Origin of the sequence: Streptomyces sp. SUK 48, from assembly GCF_009650765.1 — a bacterium.
In the GTDB taxonomy this organism is placed as follows: Bacteria; Actinomycetota; Actinomycetes; order Streptomycetales; family Streptomycetaceae; genus Streptomyces.
This window is the reverse complement of record NZ_CP045740.1, coordinates 1654710-1673083: the sequence shown is the minus strand read 5'-3', so window position 1 is coordinate 1673083 and position 18374 is coordinate 1654710. Positions and strand designations below refer to the sequence as shown.

The following is an 18374-nucleotide window of genomic DNA, read 5'->3' as shown; positions in this document are numbered from 1 at the left end:
TTCTTCCATGATCTGCCACACCGAGACCGAGGGCCCGTACGGCCGGCTCACCATGGTCGCCGCCGACGGCGCCCTGTGCGGTCTCTACATGACCAGCCAGCGGCACCGCCCGTCCGAGGAGAGCTTCGGCACCCGCGACGACTCCCTGCCCTGCTTCACCGCCGCACGGGAGCAGCTGGAGGCTTACTACACGGGGGAGTTGCGCGAGTTCACCCTCGAACTCAACCTGCGCGGAACCCCGTTCCAGCGCAGCGTCTGGGACCAGCTCACCCGCATCCCCTACGGCGAGACCCGCACCTACGGCCAACTCGCCGACGCCCTCGGCAATCCCGGCGCCTCCCGCGCGGTCGGCCTCGCCAACGGCCGCAACCCCATCAGCATCATCGTGCCCTGCCACCGGGTGGTCGGCAGCGACGGCAGCCTCACCGGCTACGGCGGCGGCCTCGAGCGCAAGCGCCGCCTGCTGGACTTCGAACGCGGCACGGCCCTGTTCTGAGTCAGCCGTCCGCCGGGTCCCCGGCCGCCGCGTCCTCGGCCAGCGCGGCCAGCAGCCGGGGCAGCGCGGTCCCGATGGGCTCGCGGATCAGCTCGTCCGCCCGGTCGTCGTACGGCGTGGGTTCCGCGTTGACGATGATCAGGCGGGCGCCGTGGTCGGCGGCGACACCCGCGAGGCCGGCGGCGGGCTGCACCTGGAGGCTGCTGCCGACGGCGATGAACACCTGGCACGCCTTGGTGACGGCCACGGCCTGGCCGAGGACCATCGGGTCGAGGCGTTCGCCGAACATCACGGTGGCGGACTTCAGGATGCCGCCGCACTCCCGGCACCGGGGATCGTCCTCACCGGCGTCCAGGCGCTCCAGGGCGTCCGCCATCGGGCCGCGCGTGTGGCACAGGGTGCAGACGAACTCCCGGGCGGTGCCGTGCAGTTCGAGGACCTTGCGGGCGGCCGTCCCGGCGAGCTGGTGCAGCCCGTCCACGTTCTGCGTGATCACCCGGACCGGTACGCCGGACCGCTCCAGCGCGGCGATCGCCCGGTGGGCGGCGTTGGGTTCGGCCCCGAGCGCGCGGCTCGCGCGGCGCAGCTGCCAGGACCGGCGCCGGATCTCCGGATCGCCCATGTAGTACTCGTAGGTCACGAGCTTCTCGGCCGCGGGGTCCTGCCGCCACAGCCCGTTCGGGCCCCGGTAGTCGGGGATGCCGGAATCGGTGGAGATACCTGCGCCACTGAGAATGGCCACGAGAGGCTTGCCCATGGGGCCGAGGGTAGGGCGCGGGGCCGGGAGGGGCGAACGGGTATCGGCGCGGTCGGCGTTTCGCCGCGCGGTCAGCGCACCCGGTGGACGTCCGGCCGCGGTCAGCCCACCCGGTGGCCGTTCTCCAGCTCGGCCGGGCCGCAGCCGCCGTCGAGGGCGTCGAGCGCGGCGAGGACGCGGCGGCCGAGGGCGCCGGGGAGGTGCGCGGCCAGCTCCGCGCGGGGGACCAGCCGCCAGGACAGCAGTTCCTCCTCCTGGAGCCGGATCGCGCCCAGCTCGTCCTCCGCGAGCACTCCGCCGTCGTACACGTACGCCACCAGCGGCGGCCGTCCCGTCCCCGGCACCCAGTCCACGGCGAGCAGCCGTCCGGGCGCCCGGTCGAGCCCGATCTCCTCCAGCGTCTCCCGCCGGGCCCCCTGCCGGGGTGTCTCCCCGCCGTCCGACTCCACCGTGCCGCCCGGAAGCCCCCATCCCTCGCGGTAGTCGGGCTCGACGAGCAGCACGCGCCCCGCCCCGTCCCGGAAGAGCACGGCGGCCCCGGCGAGCACCCGGGGCAGCGAGGCGATGTACGCGGCGTAGTCAGCGGTGGAGGCCATGGCGGAAGGGTATCCAGCCCGGCCGGGCTACGAACCGCCGCGCGTCAGGCGCACGGTGCGTTCGGCCAGCGCGCTGATCCGCACCCCGTCGAACCCGAACACCGCGCTGCGGACCGTGTCTTCCAGCGGGTCCTTCCACCGGCCGGGCAGCGCGGCGGCGCCGGTGCGGACCCCGGCCACCGAACCCGCCGTCGCCCCGTTGGAGTCGGTGTCCAGACCGCCGCGCACGGTCAGCGCGAGGGTACGGGTGAAGTCGTCGTCGCCGTACAGCAGCCCCGCGGTGAGGACGGCCGCGTTCGGCACGACGTGGATCCAGCCCCCCGGACTCTCCCCGGTCACGGTGTCCACGGTCTCCGCCCAGCCCAGCCCGGCCTCGTGCAGCGACAGGACCCGGCGCACGGTACGGGCGAGGCGGCTGCTCGCCGGGATCACGCCGAGCGCGCTCTCCAGCGCGGCCCGTACGGTCGGCGCGGTGAAGGCGGCCGCGATCAGCGCGGCGGCGAACATGGCGCCGTAGACCCCGTTGCCCGTGTGCGACAGCACGGCGTCCCGGCGCGCCAGACCGGCCGCGCGCACCGGCTCGCCGGGGCAGGCCCAGCCGAAGACGTCCGCGCGGATGAGGGCGCCGATCCACTCCTGGTACGGGTTGTCGTACGTCGCCGTCAGCGGCGGCCGCAGCCCGTTCGCCAGATTGCGGTACGCCGCCCGCTCCGCGGTGAAGGTCTGGAGGTACGGCAGCCGCAGCAGCCACAGCTCGCCGACGTCCTCGGTGCTGAAGCCGAAGCCGCGGCTCTCCAGCAGGTGCAGTCCGAGGACCGTGTAGTCCACGTCGTCGTCGCGGCAGCTGCCGTGGACACGCCCCCGGACGCAGGAGCGCCACTCGGGGCGCAGCAGGGCGGTGTCGGCCGGGTCGGCGGGCTCGGGCAGGTAGTCGGTGAGCGGCAGCGCCCCGGAGCCGCCGAGGTAGCGGTCGATGCGCGCGCGGGTCCACACCTCGCCCTGCTCGACCGGCTTGCCGAGCATGTTGCCCGCGATCCGGCCGAGCCAGCCGCCGTGGATCCGGTCGGCGAGACCGCCCCTCTCACCGGGATCGGCGAGAGCGGCGGACGCGGTGTGCTCGCTGCTGCTCATGCCAGGGGCCTACCCGTTTTTCCCGGCACCGCTCGCGCGCCCGCCCTCCCGGCCCTGCTCAGCCCGTGGTCGGGGCATGACGGCGAGGGGGCGCCGAGGTTAGGGTCGCAGCGGCGCGACTGGCCCCGACGAGCGCGGGGCCCGGAGAGCAAGGGGATGGCAAGGTGGCGGAAGCTGTGGGTGAGAGCCGTCGGGTACTCATCGCCGCGGACAAGTTCAAGGGCTCGCTGACGGCCGTGCAGGTCGCCGAGCGGGTGACGGCCGGGCTGCGCCGGGTGGTGCCGGACCTGGAGGTCGAGGCGCTGCCCGTCGCGGACGGCGGCGACGGGACGGTGGCGGCGGCGGTCGCGGCCGGGTTCGAGCGCCGGCAGGTGCGGGTGGCCGGGCCGCTGGGGGAGCCGGTGACGGCGGCGTTCGCGCTGCGCGACGGCACCGCGGTGGTGGAGATGGCCGAGGCCAGCGGGCTGCACCGGCTGCCGGCCGGCGTCTTCGCGCCGCTGACGGCCGCCACGTACGGCTCCGGTGAGCTGCTGCGGGCCGCGCTGGACGCGGGCGCCCGGACGATCGTGTTCGGCGTCGGCGGCAGCGCCACGACGGACGGCGGCGCCGGGATGCTGACGGCGCTCGGGGCGCGGTTCCTGGGGCGGACGGGGAGCCGGTGCCGCCGGGGGGCGGCGGCCTGGCCGGTCTGGCCCGCGCCGACCTCTCCGGTCTCGACCCCCGGCTGTCCTCGGTCTCCCTGGTGCTCGCCAGCGACGTCGACAACCCGCTGACCGGCCCGAAGGGCGCGCCCGCGGTGTACGGCCCGCAGAAGGGGGCCTCGCCGGAGGACGTACGGGCGCTGGACGCGGCGCTCGGACACTACGTGACGGTGCTGGAGGCCGCGGCCGGGGCGCGGGCGGTGGAGTACGCGGCGGCGCCGGGCGCGGGGGCTGCGGGCGGCATCGGCTACGGCGCGCTGCTGCTCGGCGCGCGGTTCCGGCCCGGGATCGAGATCATGCTCGACGTCCTCGGCTTCGCCCCCGCGCTGGCCCGGGCATCCCTGGTGATCACCGGCGAGGGCTCCCTGGACGAGCAGACGCTGCACGGCAAGGCCCCGGCCGGGGTCGCGGCGGCGGCGCGCGCGGCGGGCAAGGAGGCCGTGGCGGTGTGCGGGCGGCTGGCACTGGAGGAGGCCGCGCTGCGGTCGGCCGGGATCAGCCGCGCCTACCCCCTGACGTCCGTCGAGCCCGACGTCTCCCGCTGCGTCACGGACGCCGGCCCGCTCCTGGAACGCCTCGCGTCCCACATCGCCGAGGACCTCCTGACGTAACCCTGGCGCCGGGAACCGGCACGCCCCCGCCCCGGCCGAAAAGACAAGGGCCCCGAACCCAGCCAACCCTGGATTCGGGGCCCTCGGTCAAGACGCCGTCACGGCAACTGCGCCGCCCGCGCCTCCCGCCGGTTGTCGCGGAAGTTGTTCACCCGCCGCGCCGTGGCGAACAGCGGGATCACCGCGCCCATGACCAGCTGGAGCGCACACCCCGTCTGAAGGAGCAGCTGGCCGCTCGGAGCGTCGAAGGCCCAGGCTGCCAGGAGGCCCATGGACAGGACGATCCAGGACAGCATCGCCCCGGCGAGCCGCCCCCGCGGCTTCGGGTACTCGACCCGGCTCACCATCAGCCACGCCGTACCGACGATCGCCAGCAGCGTCGCCACGAACGGCAGCTCCAGGAGCACGATCGAGACCACGGTGAGCGCGCCGAACGGCGAGGGCATCCCCTGGAACACGCCGTCCTTCATCGTCACGCACGAGAAGCGGGCGAGCCGCAGGACGACGGCCAGGAGCACCACGATTGCCCCGAGCGCCGCCACTCTCTGGTGCGCGTCGTCCGCGACCATGCCGTAGACGAGGACGAAGTACGCGGGCGCCAGCCCGAAGCTGATCAGGTCGGAGAGGTTGTCCAGCTCCGCCCCCATCGGCGAGGACCGCAGCTTGCGTGCCACCAGCCCGTCGAAGAGGTCGAACACCGCCGCGCAGAGCATCAGGATGACGGCCGTGGCGGCGCTGTGCCGCGCCATGCCCGCGGACTCGTCGTTCCCGGTCAGGTGCGGGATCAGGATGCCGGTGGTGGTGAAGTACACCGCCATGAACCCGCACGTGGCGTTACCGAGCGTGAGGGTGTCCGCTATCGACAAGCGGAGCGAGAGCGGCATCTCCTCCTCTTCGTCCACATCGTCGGCCTCGGGCACCCAGTTCGCCTGGGTCTCCGGATCAATCACGGTCAATGCGAGTCACCCCAGCCACGGTCTTCTGTCCGACCTCGACCGCCACCTCCACGCCCTCGGGCAGGTAGAGATCGACACGCGAGCCGAAGCGGATCAGACCGATACGGTCGCCCTGCTCGACCTTCGTGCCCGAAGGGATGTAGGGCACGATGCGACGGGCCACCGCGCCGGCGATCTGGATCATCTCGATGTCGCCGAGTTCGGTGTCGAAATGCCAGACTACGCGCTCGTTGTTCTCGCTCTCCTTGTTGAAAGCCGGAACAAAGCCGCCGGGGATGTGCTCGACCGACGTCACCGTGCCCGCCAGCGGCGCGCGGTTGACATGAACATTGAGCGGGCTCATGAAGATGGCGACGCGGGTGCGGCCGTCCTTCCAGGGCATGATGCTCTGCACCACACCGTCGGCCGGGCAGATGACCCGGCCGGGGGCGATCTCTCGCTCGGGGTCGCGGAAGAACCACAGCATGCCCGCCGCGAGCGCGGTGGCGGGCACGGCGACGGCCTTGGCCGCGCCCGAGCGGCGGGCGCGGGCCAGGCTGAGGGCTGCGGTGGCGACGGTCGGGAGAAGCCACGGCGATGCTCCGCGCGCGAGGCGTACGCCGGCTCGGCTGTCGCGAGGTGCAGAGGTTTGGCTGTGGGGCATGGATGACCTTCGTAGCGGATGATGCCGCGCAAGACGGGGGACGGCGGCTTTCCGGGGATCGTACCGGGCGCGGGCCACAACTGGGCAAGCCAGGAAGCCGAGTCGGCGGCCGAAGACCGGCTGAACAACCTCTACGGGGTGTGATCTTCCCCTCGAAGAAAACACCCCGTATGCGGACAATCAGCCCTGGAATCGATACTCTTCGAGCAACCTGCGGCCGATGATCATTTTCTGGATCTCGGCGGTACCTTCACCGATGAGCAGCATCGGCGCCTCACGATACAGGCGCTCGATCTCGTACTCCTTGGAGAAACCGTACCCGCCGTGGATGCGGAAGGCGTCCTCCACGACCTCCTTGCAGTACTCGGAGGCGAGGTACTTCGCCATGCCGGCCTCCAGGTCGTTTCGCTGCCCGGAGTCCTTTTTGCGCGCCGCGTTGACCATCATCGCGTGCGCGGCCTCGACCTTGGTCGCCATCTCGGCCAGCTTGAACTGGATGGCCTGGTGCTGGGCGATCGCCTTGCCGAAGGTGTGCCGCTGCTGGGCGTACCGCACACCCAGCTCGAAGGCGCGCTGGGCGACACCGCAGCCGCGGGCCGCGACATTGACGCGGCCGACCTCGACGCCGTCCATCATTTGGTAAAAACCTCGGCCGGTGACGCCGCCGAGCACCCGATCGGCCGGGACGCGCAGCCCGTCCATGATCAGCTCGGTGGTGTCGACGCCCTTGTAGCCCATCTTGTCGATCTTGCCGGGGATGGTGAGGCCCGGGCGGACCTCGCCGAAGCCCGGCTCCTTCTCGACCAGGAAGGTGGTCATGGACTTGTGCGGGGCGGTCCCCTCCGGGTGGCCCTCGTCGCTGCGCACCAGGACGGCCACCAGGGACGACGTGCCGCCGTTGGTCAGCCACATCTTCTGGCCGGTCAGGACGTACTCGTCGCCCTCCTTGACCGCCTTGGAGCTGATCGCCGACACATCGGAGCCCAGCGCCGGCTCCGACATCGAGAAGGCGCCCCGGATGTCACCGGCGGCCATCCGCGGCAGGAAGTGGTCCCGCTGCTCCTGCGTGCCGTGCTGCTTGAGCATGTACGCGACGATGAAGTGGGTGTTGATGATGCCGGACACCGACATCCAGCCGCGGGCGATCTCCTCCACGCACAGCGCGTAGGTGAGCAGCGACTCGCCCAGACCCCCGTACTCCTCGGGGATCATCAGACCGAACAGGCCCAGCTCCTTGAGCCCGTCCACGATCTGCTGCGGGTACTCGTCGCGGTGCTCCAGCTCGGTCGCGACCGGGATGATCTCCTTGTCGACGAAGTCCCGGACGGTGGAGACGATCTCCTGCTGGACGTCGGTCAGACCGGCGGTCTGGGCGAGACGGGCCATGGCCTACTTCTCCTGCTGCTTGGGTTCCGAACGGGGGGTGTCGTCCCGCAGGGGCGTCGTTCGAGGGTGGTGGTGGGAGACGGGCGGGCGGCCCGGCTGCTCGCCGCCGCGCTCCTTGATGTACGTCTCGGTGGGCACCATCACCTTGCGGCGGAAGACGCACACCAGGGTGCCGTCCTGCTTGTAGCCCGTGGTCTCGACGTAGACGATGCCGCGGTCGTTCTTCGACTTCGACGGCCACTTGTCCAGCACGGTCGTCTGGCCGTAGATCGTGTCGCCGTGGAAGGTCGGCGCCACGTGCTTGAGCGACTCGATCTCCAGGTTGGCGATCGCCTTGCCGGAGATGTCCGGCACGGACATGCCGAGCAGCAGCGAGTAGATGTAGTTCCCGACGACGACGTTCTTGCCGAAGTCCGTCGTGCTCTCCGCGTAGTTGGCGTCCATGTGGAGCGGGTGGTGGTTCATGGTGAGGAGGCAGAACAGGTGGTCGTCGTACTCGGTGACCGTCTTGCCCGGCCAGTGCTTGTACGTCGCCCCGACCTCGAACTCCTCGTAGGTGCGTCCGAACTGCATCGCGCTCAGCCCTCCGGGATCTCGAACGTGGTGGTGCGGCGCATCCCGGCCGCCCGCCCCTTGCCGGAGATGACCAGGGCCATCTTGCGGCTGGCCTCGTCGATCATCTCGTCGCCGAGCATCGCGGAGCCCTTCCTGCCGCCGGCCTCGGACGTGTAGTAGTCGTACGCGTCCAGGATCAGCTCGGCGTGGTCGTAGTCCTCCTGGGAGGGCGAGAAGATCTCGTTGGACGCCTCGACCTGGCCCGGGTGCAGCACCCACTTGCCGTCGAAGCCGAGCGCGGCGGCGCGCTGGGCGACCTCGCGGTAGCCGTCGACGTTGCGGATCTGGAGGTAGGGGCCGTCGATCGCCTGGAGGTCGTTGGCGCGGGCGGCCATCAGGATCTTCATCAGGATGTAGTGGTAGGCGTCCGCCGGGTAGCCGGGCGGCTGCTCGCCCACGACCAGGGACTTCATGTTGATGGAGGCCATGAAGTCGGCCGGGCCGAAGATGATGGTCTCGATGCGCGGGGACGCCTGCGCGATCGCGTTGACGTTGTTCAGGCCCTGCGCGTTCTCGATCTGCGCCTCGATGCCGATCCGGCCGACCTCGAAGCCCATCGTCTTCTCGATCTGGGTGAGCAGCAGGTCGAGCGCCACGATCTGCTCGGCGTTCTGCACCTTCGGCAGCATGATGCAGTCGAGGTTCGGCCCGGCGCCCTCGACGACCGTCACGACATCGCGGTACGTCCACTCGGTCGTCCAGTCGTTGACGCGGACCACCCGCGTCTTGCCCGTCCAGTCGCCCTCGTTGAGGAACTTGACGATGGTGTGCCGCGCCTCGGGCTTGGCGAGCGGCGCGCACGCGTCCTCCAGGTCCAGGAAGACCTGGTCCGCCGGCAGACCCTGCGCCTTCTCCAGGAAGCGCGGGTTCGAGCCGGGTACGGCGAGGCACGAACGCCGGGGACGGAGGCGATCGAAAAGGGGCGCGGCGGAGCCGCTCGCCGCAGGGGTGGTGGCGGGAGACGGGCGGGCGGTCATGCGGGGACCTCCAAGGGGTCGAGCTTGTTCGCGGTCCGGATCTCGTCGACGATGCGGCCGATGATCCCGGTGATGTCGAAGTCCTTCGGGGTGAAGACGGCGGCCACGCCGGCGGCCCTGAGCTGCTCGGCGTCACCGTTCGGGATGATGCCACCTGCGATCACCGGTATATCTGTGGCACCCGCCACACGCAGGCGCTGGAGCACGTCCGGGACCAGCTGGGCGTGCGAGCCGGACAGGATCGACAGGCCGACCGCGTGCACGTCCTCGGCGAGGGCCGCGTCCACGATCTGCTCGGGGGTGAGCCGGATGCCCTGGTAGACCACCTCGAAGCCGGCGTCGCGGGCGCGCACGGCGATCTGCTCGGCACCGTTGGAGTGCCCGTCCAGGCCCGGCTTGCCGACCAGGAAGCGCAGCTTGCCGACGCCCAGGTCGCGGGCGGTGGCGTCCACCTTGGCGCGCACCTCGGCGAGCGCCGAGCCGGCCTCGACGGGGACGGCCACCGGCGCGGAGGAGACCCCGGTGGGCGCCCGGTACTCGCCGAACACCTCGCGCAGCGCGCCCGCCCACTCGCCGGTCGTGGCCCCGGCCCGGGCGCACTCCAGGGTGGCCTCCATCAGGTTGCCGGTGCCCCGGGCGGCCTCCTTCAGCCGCTCCAGCGCCTTGCAGGGGCGCGGGTGGTTGAACGGCGGCTGGTAGCGGGTGTCCCGCCAGGCTTGCAGCGAGGCGATGACCCGGGCCTCCACCGCCGGGTCCACCGTCTGGATCGCGGTGTCCAGGTCGGCGGTGAGCGGGTTGGGCTCGGTGCCCTCGAAGGCGTTGACCCCGATGATCTTCTCGTCGCCGGACTCGATCCGGGCCCGGCGCTCGGCGTGCGAGGAGACCAGCTGGGACTTGAGATAGCCGGACTCGACGGCGGCCATCGCGCCGCCCATCTCCTCGATCCGCTCCATCTCCGCGAGGGAGTCGGTGACCAGCTGCGCCACCTTGGCCTCGATCACCTTCGAGCCGTCGAAGATGTCCTCGTACTCCAGCAGGTCGCTCTCGTAGGCGAGCACCTGCTGGATGCGCAGGCTCCACTGCTGGTCCCAGGGGCGGGGCAGGCCCAGCGCCTCGTTCCAGGCCGGGAGCTGGACGGCCCGCGCGCGGGCGTCCTTGGACAGCGTCACGGCCAGCATCTCCAGCACGATCCGCTGGACGTTGTTCTCCGGCTGCGCCTCGGTCAGGCCGAGGGAGTTGACCTGGACGCCGTAGCGGAAGCGGCGCTGCTTGGGGTTCTCGATGCCGTACCGCTCGCGGGTGACCTGGTCCCAGATGCGGCCGAACGCCCGCATCTTGCACATCTCCTCGACGAAGCGGACGCCCGCGTTGACGAAGAAGGAGATGCGCGCGACCACGTCGCCCATGCGCTCCTGCGGCACCTGGCCGCTGTCGCGCACGGCGTCCAGCACGGCGATCGCGGTGGACATCGCGTACGCGATCTCCTGCACCGGCGTGGCCCCGGCCTCCTGCAGGTGGTAGCTGCAGATGTTGATCGGGTTCCACTTCGGGATGTGGGAGACCGTGTACGCGATCATGTCCGTCGTCAGGCGGAGCGAGGGTCCCGGCGGGAAGACGTGCGTGCCGCGGGACAGGTACTCCTTGACGATGTCGTTCTGGGTCGTGCCCTGGAGCTTGGTGATGTCCGCGCCCTGCTCCTCGGCGACGACCTGGTAGAGCGCCAGCAGCCACATGGCGGTGGCGTTGATCGTCATCGAGGTGTTCATCTGCTCCAGGGGGATGTCCTGGAACAGCCGGCGCATGTCACCGACGTGCGAGACGGGCACGCCCACCCGGCCGACCTCGCCGCGGGCGAGGATGTGGTCGGGGTCGTAGCCGGTCTGCGTCGGCAGGTCGAACGCCACCGACAGACCCGTCTGGCCCTTGTCGAGGTTGCGCCGGTACAGCTCGTTGGACGCCTCGGCCGTCGAGTGGCCGGCGTACGTCCGCATGAGCCACGGACGGTCCTTCTTCTTCTGCGCCCGGGACACAGTGTGCTCGTTGTCGGTGTCGACGTTCCTCGGCGCGCGGTCGCTGCGCTCCCTTGGCTTCGTCTCTTTCGACACCGACGCACCCTGTGTCCCGGGCGCGGCCTGACGCTCTGTCATCTAAGGCTCTCAGATGTTCCGGAAACGGTTGATGGCGTCGAGGTGCTCGGCCCGCATCTCCTCGTCGCGCACGCCGAGGCCCTCCTCGGGGGCGAGGCACAGGACGCCGACCTTGCCCTGGTGCAGGTTGCGGTGGACGTCGTAGGCGGCCTGGCCGGTGTCCTCCAGGGAGTACACCTTCGACAGCGTCGGGTGGATCTTGCCCTTGGCGATGAGGCGGTTGGCCTCCCAAGCCTCGCGGTAGTTGGCGAAGTGCGAGCCGATGATCCGCTTCAGCGACATCCACAGGTAGCGGTTGTCGTACTCGTGCATGTAGCCCGAGGTCGAGGCGCAGGTGGTGATGGTGCCGCCCTTGCGGGTGACGTAGACGCTGGCGCCGAAGGTCTCGCGGCCGGGGTGCTCGAAGACGATGTCGATGTCCTCGCCGCCGGTCAGCTCGCGGATGCGCTTGCCGAAGCGCTTCCACTCCTTGGGGTCCTGGGTGGTCTCGTCCTTCCAGAACTTGTAGCCCTCGGCGTTGCGGTCGATGATCGCCTCGGCGCCCATCGAACGGCAGATGTCCGCCTTCTGGTCGCTGGAGACGACGCAGATCGGGTTGGCGCCGCCGGCCAGCGCGAACTGCGTGGCGTAGGAGCCGAGTCCGCCGCTCGCGCCCCAGATGAGGACGTTGTCGCCCTGCTTCATGCCGGCGCCGTTGCGGGACACCAGCTGCCGGTAGGCGGTGGAGTTGACCAGGCCGGGGGCGGCGGCCTCCTCCCAGCTGAGGTGGCCCGGCTTCGGCATCAGCTGGTTGGACTTGACCAGGGCGATCTCGGCGAGGCCGCCGAAGTTGGTCTCGAAGCCCCAGATGCGCTGCTCGGGGTCGAGCATCGTGTCGTTGTGACCGTCGGAGGACTCCAGCTCGACGGAGAGGCAGTGGGCCACGACCTCGTCACCGGGCTTCCAGGCGTTGACGCCCGGGCCGGTGCGCAGGACGACGCCCGCGAGGTCGGAGCCGATGATGTGGTACGGCAGGTCGTGGCGCTTGGCCAGCTCGTTGGTGCGGCCGTAGCGCTCCAGGAACCCGAAGGTGGACAGCGGCTCGAAGATCGAGGTCCACACCGAGTTGTAGTTGACCGAGGAGGCCATCACGGCCACCAGGGCCTCGCCCGGTCCGAGCTCGGGCACGGGGACGTCGTCCAGGTGGATCGACTTGCGCGGGTCCTTGTCGCGGGTCGTCAGGCCCGCGAACATCTCCGTCTCGTCCTTGTGCACGGTGATCGCCCGGTAGGACTCGGGGATCGGCAGTGCGGCGAAGTCGGCGGACGTCGCGTCCTTCGACTGGATCGCGTCGAGGATGTCCTTCACGGTCACGGTATTGCCTCCGGCGGTGAGCGCCCTGAGGGAGGGGCGCTTGAGGGTTCGTCGGTGCTGGGGGTGCGTGCTGCTGAGGGTTGGTGGAACGTGCCGTCGGTTCGGCTCGGTGGTGCTTCGGCAGCGCTTTGTGGCGCGGGAGGTTGCCTGTGACGCAGGCGTCCGGGCGCGCGGGCCATACGGCTTGCGGGGACAGCCGGCGAACGAATGGTCGCTGCTCGCCGGCCGCCCGGACCTCTTCAACGTATGACACCGCGTGTCAGGTGACAAGGCACTGAGTGCCAGAAGTTCCTCTCAGATGAAATCTTTACGTAACAAATGAGCGATGATCGATCGAACGGCCCCCGAAATCTGCTGGAAAAGGGCCCCTGACATGGCAAAACGGCCACCCCGAAGGGTGGCCGTCATCACCAGCTCGGAGCGGGTCAGCGCTCCTTCAGCGCCTCCTCGATGGTGCGCATGACCTCTTCGAGGGGGGCGTCGGTGCGGGCGACGGTGACGAGCACCTCGCCGTGCGGGGAGACCGTCGCCGGGGCGGTGGCGGCCGTCCGGGCGGCCGTGCTCCGTCCGGCGCCGATGCCGGTGCCGAAGGTCTTGCGCACGATCGCGAACGCGTGGTCGAGCTGTGCCTCCACATCACCCTGGCCGTCCGCCCGCAGCCAGCGCCGCAGCACATGGTTGTGCGCGGTGACGACGGCGGAGGCGGCGACCTCGGCCAGCAGCGGATCGTCGTTGGCGTCGTCCGCGTGCGCGCGCTCGTCGAAGTGGCCGAGTAGATAGCGGGTGAACAGGCGCTCGTAGCGGGCGACGGAGGCGATCTCGGCCTCGCGCAGGGTGGGCACCTCGCGCGTGAGCCGGTAGCGGGCCACGGAGATGTCCGGGTGCGCCGCGTACATCCGCATGACCTCTTTAATGCCCCGGCACACCGTGTCGAGGGGGTGCTCGTGCGCCGGCGCGGCGTTGAGCACCGCCTCGGCGCGGACCAGGGTGTCGTCGTGGTCCGGGAAGATCGCCTCCTCCTTGGAGCGGAAGTGGCGGAAGAAGGTGCGGCGGGCGACCCCGGCCGCCGCGGCGATCTCGTCGACGGTGGTGGCCTCGTACCCCTTGGTCGCGAACAGCTCCATGGCTGCGGCCGCCAGTTCTCGGCGCATCTTGAGCCGCTGGGCGGCAGCGCGGCTGCCTGCGGCACTTTCCGGCGCGTCGGGCGTAGCTGGTGTACGTGAGGACTTGGCGGGCTGGGACATGACCCGAACGTACTGCATGGACGCGCTGCCATGTGCGGGAGTCCGGTTTGCCCCGCCAGGGCCCGAAGGCCCTGGCGGGGGCGCCATGGCGGGCTCGAGCAGCCCGCCCCAGTCCGTCTCCGCGTCCGTCTCCGCGGGGGACCAGTCGCCGACGCCGTCAGCGGCGGGCATACTCGCGGAAGCCGCGGCCGGTCTTGCGGCCGAGGCAGCCCGCGGCCACCAGGTGCTCCAGGAGCGGGGCCGGGGCGAGACCGGGGTCGCGGAACTCGCGGTGCAGCACCTTCTCGATGGCCAGCGAGACGTCCAGACCGACCACGTCCAGCAGTTCGAACGGGCCCATCGGGTAGCCGCCGCCGAGCCGCATCGCCGCGTCGATGTCGTCCAGCGTCGCGTAGTGCTCCTCGACCATCTTCACCGCGTTGTTCAGGTACGGGAACAGCAGCGCGTTGACGATGAAGCCGGCCCGGTCGCCGCAGTCCACCGCGTGCTTGCGGACCGTGCGGCAGACCTCGCGGACGGTGGCGTGCACCTCGTCGGCGGTCAGCACCGTGCGCACGACCTCGACCAGCTTCATGGCCGGGGCCGGGTTGAAGAAGTGCATGCCGATCACGTCCTGCGGACGCGAGGTGGCGCGCGCGCAGGCCACGACGGGCAGCGAGGAGGTGGTGGTGGCGAGCACCGCGCCGGGCTTGCAGACCTTGTCCAGCGCCTGGAAGAGCTGCCGCTTGACCTCCAGGTCCTCGGCCACCGCCTCGACGGCCAGGTCCACGTCCGCGAACGCGTCGTAGGAACCGGCCGGGGTGACCCGCTCCAGGGTCTGCGCGGCCGCCTCGGCGGTCAGCCGGCCCTTGTCCACCGAGCGCGCCAGCGACTTGCCGATCCGGGCCTTCGCCGCCTCGGCCTTCTCCTCGCTGCGCGCGGCGAGGACGACGTCGTAGCCCGCCTTCGCGAACACCTCGGCGATGCCGGAGGCCATGGTGCCGGAGCCGGCGACGCCCACCGAGCGGACCGCGCGGCCCGGGACCCCGGCGCCGTCCGCCGCCGGGGTCAGCGGGTCCGGCACCACGGTGGCGCTGTCCGGCGCCTCGTAGGTGTAGAAGCCGCGCCCGGACTTGCGGCCGGTCAGGCCCGCCTCGCTGAGCTGCTTGAGGATCGGCGCCGGGGCGTGCAGCCGGTCGCGGGACTCGGCGTACATGGCGTCCAGGACGGTGCGCGCGGTGTCGATGCCGATCAGGTCGAGCAGCGCCAGCGGGCCCATCGGCAGGCCGCAGCCCAGCCGCATCGCCGCGTCGATGTCCTCGCGGGAGGCGTAGCGGGCCTCGTACATCGCGGCGGCCTGGTTGAGGTAGCCGAACAGCAGGCCGTCGGCGACGAAGCCGGGGCGGTCGCCGACCGCGACGGGCTCCTTGCCCAGTTCCAGCGCGAGATCCGTGACGGCGGCGACCACCTGCGGCGCGGTCAGCACCGAGGAGACGACCTCCACCAGCTTCATCGCCGGGGCCGGGTTGAAGAAGTGCAGGCCGAGCACGCGCTCGGGACGGGCCGAGTCGGCGGCGAGCCGGGTCACCGACAGCGCGTTGGTGCCGGTGGCGAGGATGGTCTCCGGGCGGACCACGCCGTCCAGTTCACGGAAGATCTGGTGCTTGATCTCGTACGACTCCGGCACCACCTCGATCACGAGGTCGGCGTCGGCCGCCGCGCCCAGGTCGGTGGAGGTGCGCAGCCGGGCGAGGGCGTCCGCGCGCTCGGCCTCGGTCAGCCGGCCGCGTTCGACGGAGCGTGCGGTGGAGGTCTCCAGGGCGGCCAGCGCGCGGGCGGCCTGGGCCTCGCTGATGTCGATGCCGACGACCTCGCGGCCGGCCTGCACGAGGACCTCGGTGATGCCGGTGCCCATCGTGCCGAGGCCGACGACGGCGATCTTCTGGAGGGACAGAGGGGTGTCGGACAGGGGAGTGGCCATCGCGGGACTCCAGGGAAGAGGGTGACGACGAGGAAGCACCGGGTGCGCCGAAGGCGCACCACGGAGCGCGAAGGAGTGCGGGTGTTGCCGGGCTGACGAGCGCACACGCCCGGTGCCGGTGCCGGCGGGCGTGCACACGCCCGGCGGCGGCGATGTCTTCCGACCGGCTCTGTCCCGAAGCCGGGTCGTACTCCCGGTACTTGGCGCACGAGGCGCACCCGGTGTACCGAACCGTTCCTTGCCCGCGACGGCCGCGTCACCAGACCGTCACCAGCGGAGTGCGAGAGGGTTGCTCGCTCGTATGAGCTTAACCGGTGGGTAACGAGCGCGCCAGTCCCCCGAAGGGTTCTTTGTGCGCCAGGTGTCTCCCGTTGCCCCGGCAACATGCTTAACCTGATGCCGTGGACGAAGAGTTGCGATCGGTCACGGAACGCTTACGGCAGGAGTCGGGAGGGCCGCCGGCCTTCGACGCCCTGCTGGCGACCGGAGACCTGGACGAACTGGCGGAGGTCCTCACCGCGCCCGGACAGCCGCTGTGGGCAAGGGAGTTGGCCGCCTTCCGGCTGGGCCGCGCGGGCGACCGGCGCGCCTTCGAGTCCCTGGTGCTCCTCCTCAACCACCGCGACCCGCCGCGCTGCGCGGGCGCCGCGCACGCGCTGGCCCGGCTCGGCGATCCCCGCACCGCCCGCGCGGCCGCCGCCCTCGCCACCAACGAACTCCGCGTCGCCTACGCCCTGCACCCGGTGCGGCTGCTCGTGGTGCTGCGCGCCCCGGAGTCCGTGCCCGCGCTGATCACCACCCTGGAGCGACGGCTGCGCCCGCACGATCCGTACCGGCGCGTCTCCCTCGCCTGTGTGGAGGGCCTCGGCACCCTCGGCGACACCCGTGCCCGGCGGGTCCTCACGGAGGCCCTCGCCCATCCGGCGCTCGCGGAGGCGGCGGTGTACGCGCTGGCCCAGCTCCCCCAGGAGAAGCGGACCGGCTGACGGCGGCCCGACGGCGGGCGCGCCGGCGGGTGTGACAGCGGGCCGGGCGGTTCGGCGCCCGGCCCGCGGCTTGTGCGATCAGGGCCAGTACGCGGTGCACGCCCGGTGCCCGGCGTGCCGCCCGCAGGCTTGCGCCTCCAGGTGCCAGCCCTTGCCGTGCACGTACTTGACCGCGCGGGTGTTCTGCGCGCCGCCCGTGTGCACCGTCGCCGAGCAGACACCGAGGTCCGCCCACGAGCCGTAGTCGACGTCCCACTCCAGGGTGACCGCGTCGCCCCGGCCCGCGCCGGAGACCGCCGCCCACGCGTAGTACGGCGCGCCCTGCTTCGCGTTGCCGTAGCGCACCGCGACCGTGGCACCGCCGATCCGCAGGGTGGGGCCGGTGTGCCGGCGGGCGCCCGGGATGCGTGTACTCGGATCGATGCTGGTGCCGCACGAGGCCGCGGCGCCGGCCGGCCGCGCCGTCTGGGCGGCCGTCGCGGTCGCGGCCGACGCGGCGGCCACCGCCACGACGCCGGCCATGGCCGCCACCACGCCCCTGGACTTGATCACCATGCGGCTGCCCCCTCCTGCCGACTGCGTGGTGTCACCGATCACTGACACTCCGTGCGCACAGTGGCCCGAGGCCGAGGTTGGCAGCAGGGCGGGGGAGCGGGCAAGGAGCAGTGGGGGCATGCCCCGCGCGCCGCCCCCGCGCAACCGGCGCACGGGCGGAGATCAGCTGTCTTTCATACGGCGGACGTCGTCCTCGTCCCATGCCGCGGTGTCCCGGGGCTCGGTGTACAGCGCGTCGGACTCGGGCGGATGGCCGCCGGCGATGGCCTTCTGCCGGGCGATCTCGGCGTCGAACTCCAGGCCCAGCAGGATCGCCAGATTGGTGATCCACAGCCAGATCAGGAAGACGATGACGCCGGCCATCGCGCCGTAGGTCTTGTTGTACGACGAGAAGTTCGCCACGTAGAGCGCGAAACCGGCGGAGGCCACCATCCAGATGAACAGGGCCAGCAGGCTGCCCGGGGTGATCCACCGGAAGCCCCTGACCTTCGCGTTCGGGCAGGCCCAGTACAGGATGGCGATCATCAGGACGACCAGCACCACCAGCACCGGCCACTTGGCGATCGACCAGGCGGTCAGCGCCGCGTCCCCCATGTGCAGCGCCTGTCCGACATGCCGGGCCAGGCCGCCGCTGAACACCACGATCACGGAGCAGACCAGCGCGATCAGCATCAGCACCACGGTGACCCCGAGGCGTACCGGCAGCACCTTCCAGATCGGGCGGCCCTCGGGCACGTCGTACACGGCGTTCGCGGTGCGGATGAAGGCGCCCACATAGCCGGACGCCGACCACAGGGCCAGCACGAGGCCCACGATCGCCAGGATCGAGCCGGTCCCCGCGCTGTTCTGCAACTGCTCCACGGTCCGGGTGAGCACGTCCCGGGCCGAGCCGGGGGCGAGCTGCCGGATGCTGTGCAGCAGCCGGTCGGTGGTCGAGCGCCCGGTGATGCCGAGCAGCGCCACCAGCACCAGCAGCGCGGGGAACAGGGCCAGCACCGAGTAGTAGGTCAGCGCGGCGGCCCGGTCGGCCAGCTCGTCCTTCTGGAACTCCTTGAGGCTCCCCTTGAGCACGGCCCTCCACGCGGACTTCGGCAACTCTGTCGGCGACCGCGGCGCCCGCTCCTCCACCTCCCGCCCCGGCCCGGCCTCCTCGGGCGACGGCACCCGGGATTCCGGCTCGCCGTCGTCGCTGTCCCTGCGTCCTGGAAGATGCGGTTTTTCCATGGATCCCGTGTACCCCGAAGTCCCGGGAATCCGTGT

General features: G+C 71.4%; 17 protein-coding genes and 1 pseudogene. 4 read left to right on the top strand and 14 right to left on the bottom strand.

Annotated elements, in window-relative coordinates; translation table 11 throughout:
• The first annotated feature begins 7 nt into the window (after positions 1–7).
• A complete protein-coding gene (locus GHR20_RS07070; RefSeq protein WP_111581252.1) occupies positions 8–496 on the top strand; it encodes a methylated-DNA--[protein]-cysteine S-methyltransferase in 489 nt (162 codons plus the stop codon).
• A 1-nt stretch (position 497) separates the two neighbouring features.
• On the opposite strand, the gene GHR20_RS07065 is transcribed toward GHR20_RS07070, so the two are convergent.
• From GHR20_RS07065 to GHR20_RS07055, 3 genes are all read right to left on the bottom strand, one after another.
• On the bottom strand, positions 498–1253 hold the full coding sequence (locus GHR20_RS07065) for a Sir2 family NAD-dependent protein deacetylase (protein ID WP_153812665.1): 756 nt from the start codon (positions 1251–1253) through the stop codon (positions 498–500).
• Positions 1254–1354: 101 nt separating this feature from the next.
• Entirely contained in the window at positions 1355–1849 is a 495-nt protein-coding gene (locus GHR20_RS07060; RefSeq protein ID WP_153812664.1) for an NUDIX hydrolase, read from the bottom strand.
• Positions 1850–1876: 27 nt separating this feature from the next.
• Positions 1877–2980: an ADP-ribosylglycohydrolase family protein gene (locus GHR20_RS07055; protein WP_153812663.1), complete on the bottom strand. Its 1104-nt coding sequence runs from the start codon at positions 2978–2980 to the stop codon at positions 1877–1879.
• Positions 2981–3156: 176 nt separating this feature from the next.
• On the opposite strand from GHR20_RS07055, the pseudogene GHR20_RS07050 reads away from it, so the two are divergent.
• Positions 3157–4292 (top strand): annotated as a pseudogene (locus GHR20_RS07050) (glycerate kinase).
• A 98-nt stretch (positions 4293–4390) separates the two neighbouring features.
• Here the strand turns inward: GHR20_RS07050 and pssA are convergent.
• Both pssA and GHR20_RS07040 read right to left on the bottom strand, forming a co-directional pair.
• Positions 4391–5212 carry a CDP-diacylglycerol--serine O-phosphatidyltransferase gene (gene pssA, locus GHR20_RS07045; RefSeq protein ID WP_111581257.1) on the bottom strand — a complete coding sequence of 274 codons (822 nt, stop codon included), beginning with the start codon at positions 5210–5212 and terminating at the stop codon, positions 4391–4393.
• A gap of 22 nt (positions 5213–5234) precedes the next feature.
• Positions 5235–5891 (bottom strand): phosphatidylserine decarboxylase, encoded by a 657-nt coding sequence (locus GHR20_RS07040; RefSeq protein ID WP_111581258.1) that lies wholly within the window; start codon positions 5889–5891, stop codon positions 5235–5237.
• 18 nt (positions 5892–5909) lie between these two features.
• Here GHR20_RS07040 and GHR20_RS38110 point away from each other — a divergent pair, with 18 nt between their 5' ends.
• Positions 5910–6035 carry a hypothetical protein gene (locus tag GHR20_RS38110; RefSeq protein ID WP_258399172.1) on the top strand — a complete coding sequence of 42 codons (126 nt, stop codon included), beginning with the start codon at positions 5910–5912 and terminating at the stop codon, positions 6033–6035.
• Between the two features lie 36 nt (positions 6036–6071).
• On the opposite strand, the gene GHR20_RS07035 is transcribed toward GHR20_RS38110, so the two are convergent.
• From GHR20_RS07035 to GHR20_RS07005, 7 genes are all read right to left on the bottom strand, one after another.
• Positions 6072–7277: an acyl-CoA dehydrogenase family protein gene (locus tag GHR20_RS07035; protein WP_111581259.1), complete on the bottom strand. Its 1206-nt coding sequence runs from the start codon at positions 7275–7277 to the stop codon at positions 6072–6074.
• Between the two features lie 3 nt (positions 7278–7280).
• Positions 7281–7850 (bottom strand): MaoC family dehydratase, encoded by a 570-nt coding sequence (locus tag GHR20_RS07030; protein WP_148023200.1) that lies wholly within the window; start codon positions 7848–7850, stop codon positions 7281–7283.
• 5 nt (positions 7851–7855) lie between these two features.
• Positions 7856–8869 (bottom strand): CoA ester lyase, encoded by a 1014-nt coding sequence (locus GHR20_RS07025; RefSeq protein ID WP_153812662.1) that lies wholly within the window; start codon positions 8867–8869, stop codon positions 7856–7858.
• On the bottom strand, positions 8866–10899 hold the full coding sequence (locus tag GHR20_RS07020) for a protein meaA (protein ID WP_275549809.1): 2034 nt from the start codon (positions 10897–10899) through the stop codon (positions 8866–8868). Before GHR20_RS07020 ends, GHR20_RS07025 begins: the two co-directional genes overlap by 4 nt.
• A 126-nt stretch (positions 10900–11025) precedes the next feature.
• Complete coding sequence (gene ccrA / locus GHR20_RS07015; RefSeq protein ID WP_181515984.1) at positions 11026–12363, bottom strand: crotonyl-CoA carboxylase/reductase; 1338 nt, start codon at positions 12361–12363, stop codon at positions 11026–11028.
• A 431-nt stretch (positions 12364–12794) separates the two neighbouring features.
• Positions 12795–13613: a TetR family transcriptional regulator gene (locus GHR20_RS07010; protein WP_237537200.1), complete on the bottom strand. Its 819-nt coding sequence runs from the start codon at positions 13611–13613 to the stop codon at positions 12795–12797.
• Between the two features lie 157 nt (positions 13614–13770).
• Positions 13771–15573 carry a 3-hydroxyacyl-CoA dehydrogenase gene (locus GHR20_RS07005; protein ID WP_153812661.1) on the bottom strand — a complete coding sequence of 601 codons (1803 nt, stop codon included), beginning with the start codon at positions 15571–15573 and terminating at the stop codon, positions 13771–13773.
• Between the two features lie 401 nt (positions 15574–15974).
• Here GHR20_RS07005 and GHR20_RS07000 point away from each other — a divergent pair, with 401 nt between their 5' ends.
• Complete coding sequence (locus tag GHR20_RS07000) at positions 15975–16559, top strand: adenylosuccinate lyase (protein ID WP_153812660.1); 585 nt, start codon at positions 15975–15977, stop codon at positions 16557–16559.
• Positions 16560–16637: 78 nt separating this feature from the next.
• Here GHR20_RS07000 and GHR20_RS06995 read toward each other — a convergent pair whose 3' ends face one another.
• Both GHR20_RS06995 and GHR20_RS06990 read right to left on the bottom strand, forming a co-directional pair.
• Positions 16638–17114 (bottom strand): hypothetical protein, encoded by a 477-nt coding sequence (locus tag GHR20_RS06995; protein ID WP_153812659.1) that lies wholly within the window; start codon positions 17112–17114, stop codon positions 16638–16640.
• A 162-nt stretch (positions 17115–17276) separates the two neighbouring features.
• On the bottom strand, positions 17277–18338 hold the full coding sequence (locus GHR20_RS06990) for a YihY/virulence factor BrkB family protein (protein ID WP_153812658.1): 1062 nt from the start codon (positions 18336–18338) through the stop codon (positions 17277–17279).
• Between the last annotated feature and the right edge of the window lie 36 nt (positions 18339–18374).

Excerpts from the sequence above, each read along its gene's own strand:
- GHR20_RS06995 (WP_153812659.1), bottom strand. The coding sequence starts at position 17,114 with ATGGTGATCAAGTCCAGGGGCGTGGTGGCGGCCATGGCCGGCGTCGTG.
- GHR20_RS07010 (WP_237537200.1), bottom strand. The coding sequence starts at position 13,613 with ATGTCCCAGCCCGCCAAGTCCTCACGTACACCAGCTACGCCCGACGCG.
- GHR20_RS07065 (WP_153812665.1), bottom strand. The coding sequence starts at position 1,253 with ATGGGCAAGCCTCTCGTGGCCATTCTCAGTGGCGCAGGTATCTCCACC.
- GHR20_RS06990 (WP_153812658.1), bottom strand. The coding sequence starts at position 18,338 with ATGGAAAAACCGCATCTTCCAGGACGCAGGGACAGCGACGACGGCGAG.
- GHR20_RS07070 (WP_111581252.1), top strand. The coding sequence starts at position 8 with ATGATCTGCCACACCGAGACCGAGGGCCCGTACGGCCGGCTCACCATG.
- GHR20_RS07060 (WP_153812664.1), bottom strand. The coding sequence starts at position 1,849 with ATGGCCTCCACCGCTGACTACGCCGCGTACATCGCCTCGCTGCCCCGG.
- GHR20_RS07040 (WP_111581258.1), bottom strand. The coding sequence starts at position 5,891 with ATGCCCCACAGCCAAACCTCTGCACCTCGCGACAGCCGAGCCGGCGTA.
- GHR20_RS07005 (WP_153812661.1), bottom strand. The coding sequence starts at position 15,573 with ATGGCCACTCCCCTGTCCGACACCCCTCTGTCCCTCCAGAAGATCGCC.
- GHR20_RS38110 (WP_258399172.1), top strand. The coding sequence starts at position 5,910 with ATGATGCCGCGCAAGACGGGGGACGGCGGCTTTCCGGGGATCGTACCG.
- GHR20_RS07035 (WP_111581259.1), bottom strand. The coding sequence starts at position 7,277 with ATGGCCCGTCTCGCCCAGACCGCCGGTCTGACCGACGTCCAGCAGGAG.
- GHR20_RS07055 (WP_153812663.1), bottom strand. The coding sequence starts at position 2,980 with ATGAGCAGCAGCGAGCACACCGCGTCCGCCGCTCTCGCCGATCCCGGT.
- GHR20_RS07025 (WP_153812662.1), bottom strand. The coding sequence starts at position 8,869 with ATGACCGCCCGCCCGTCTCCCGCCACCACCCCTGCGGCGAGCGGCTCC.
- GHR20_RS07030 (WP_148023200.1), bottom strand. The coding sequence starts at position 7,850 with ATGCAGTTCGGACGCACCTACGAGGAGTTCGAGGTCGGGGCGACGTAC.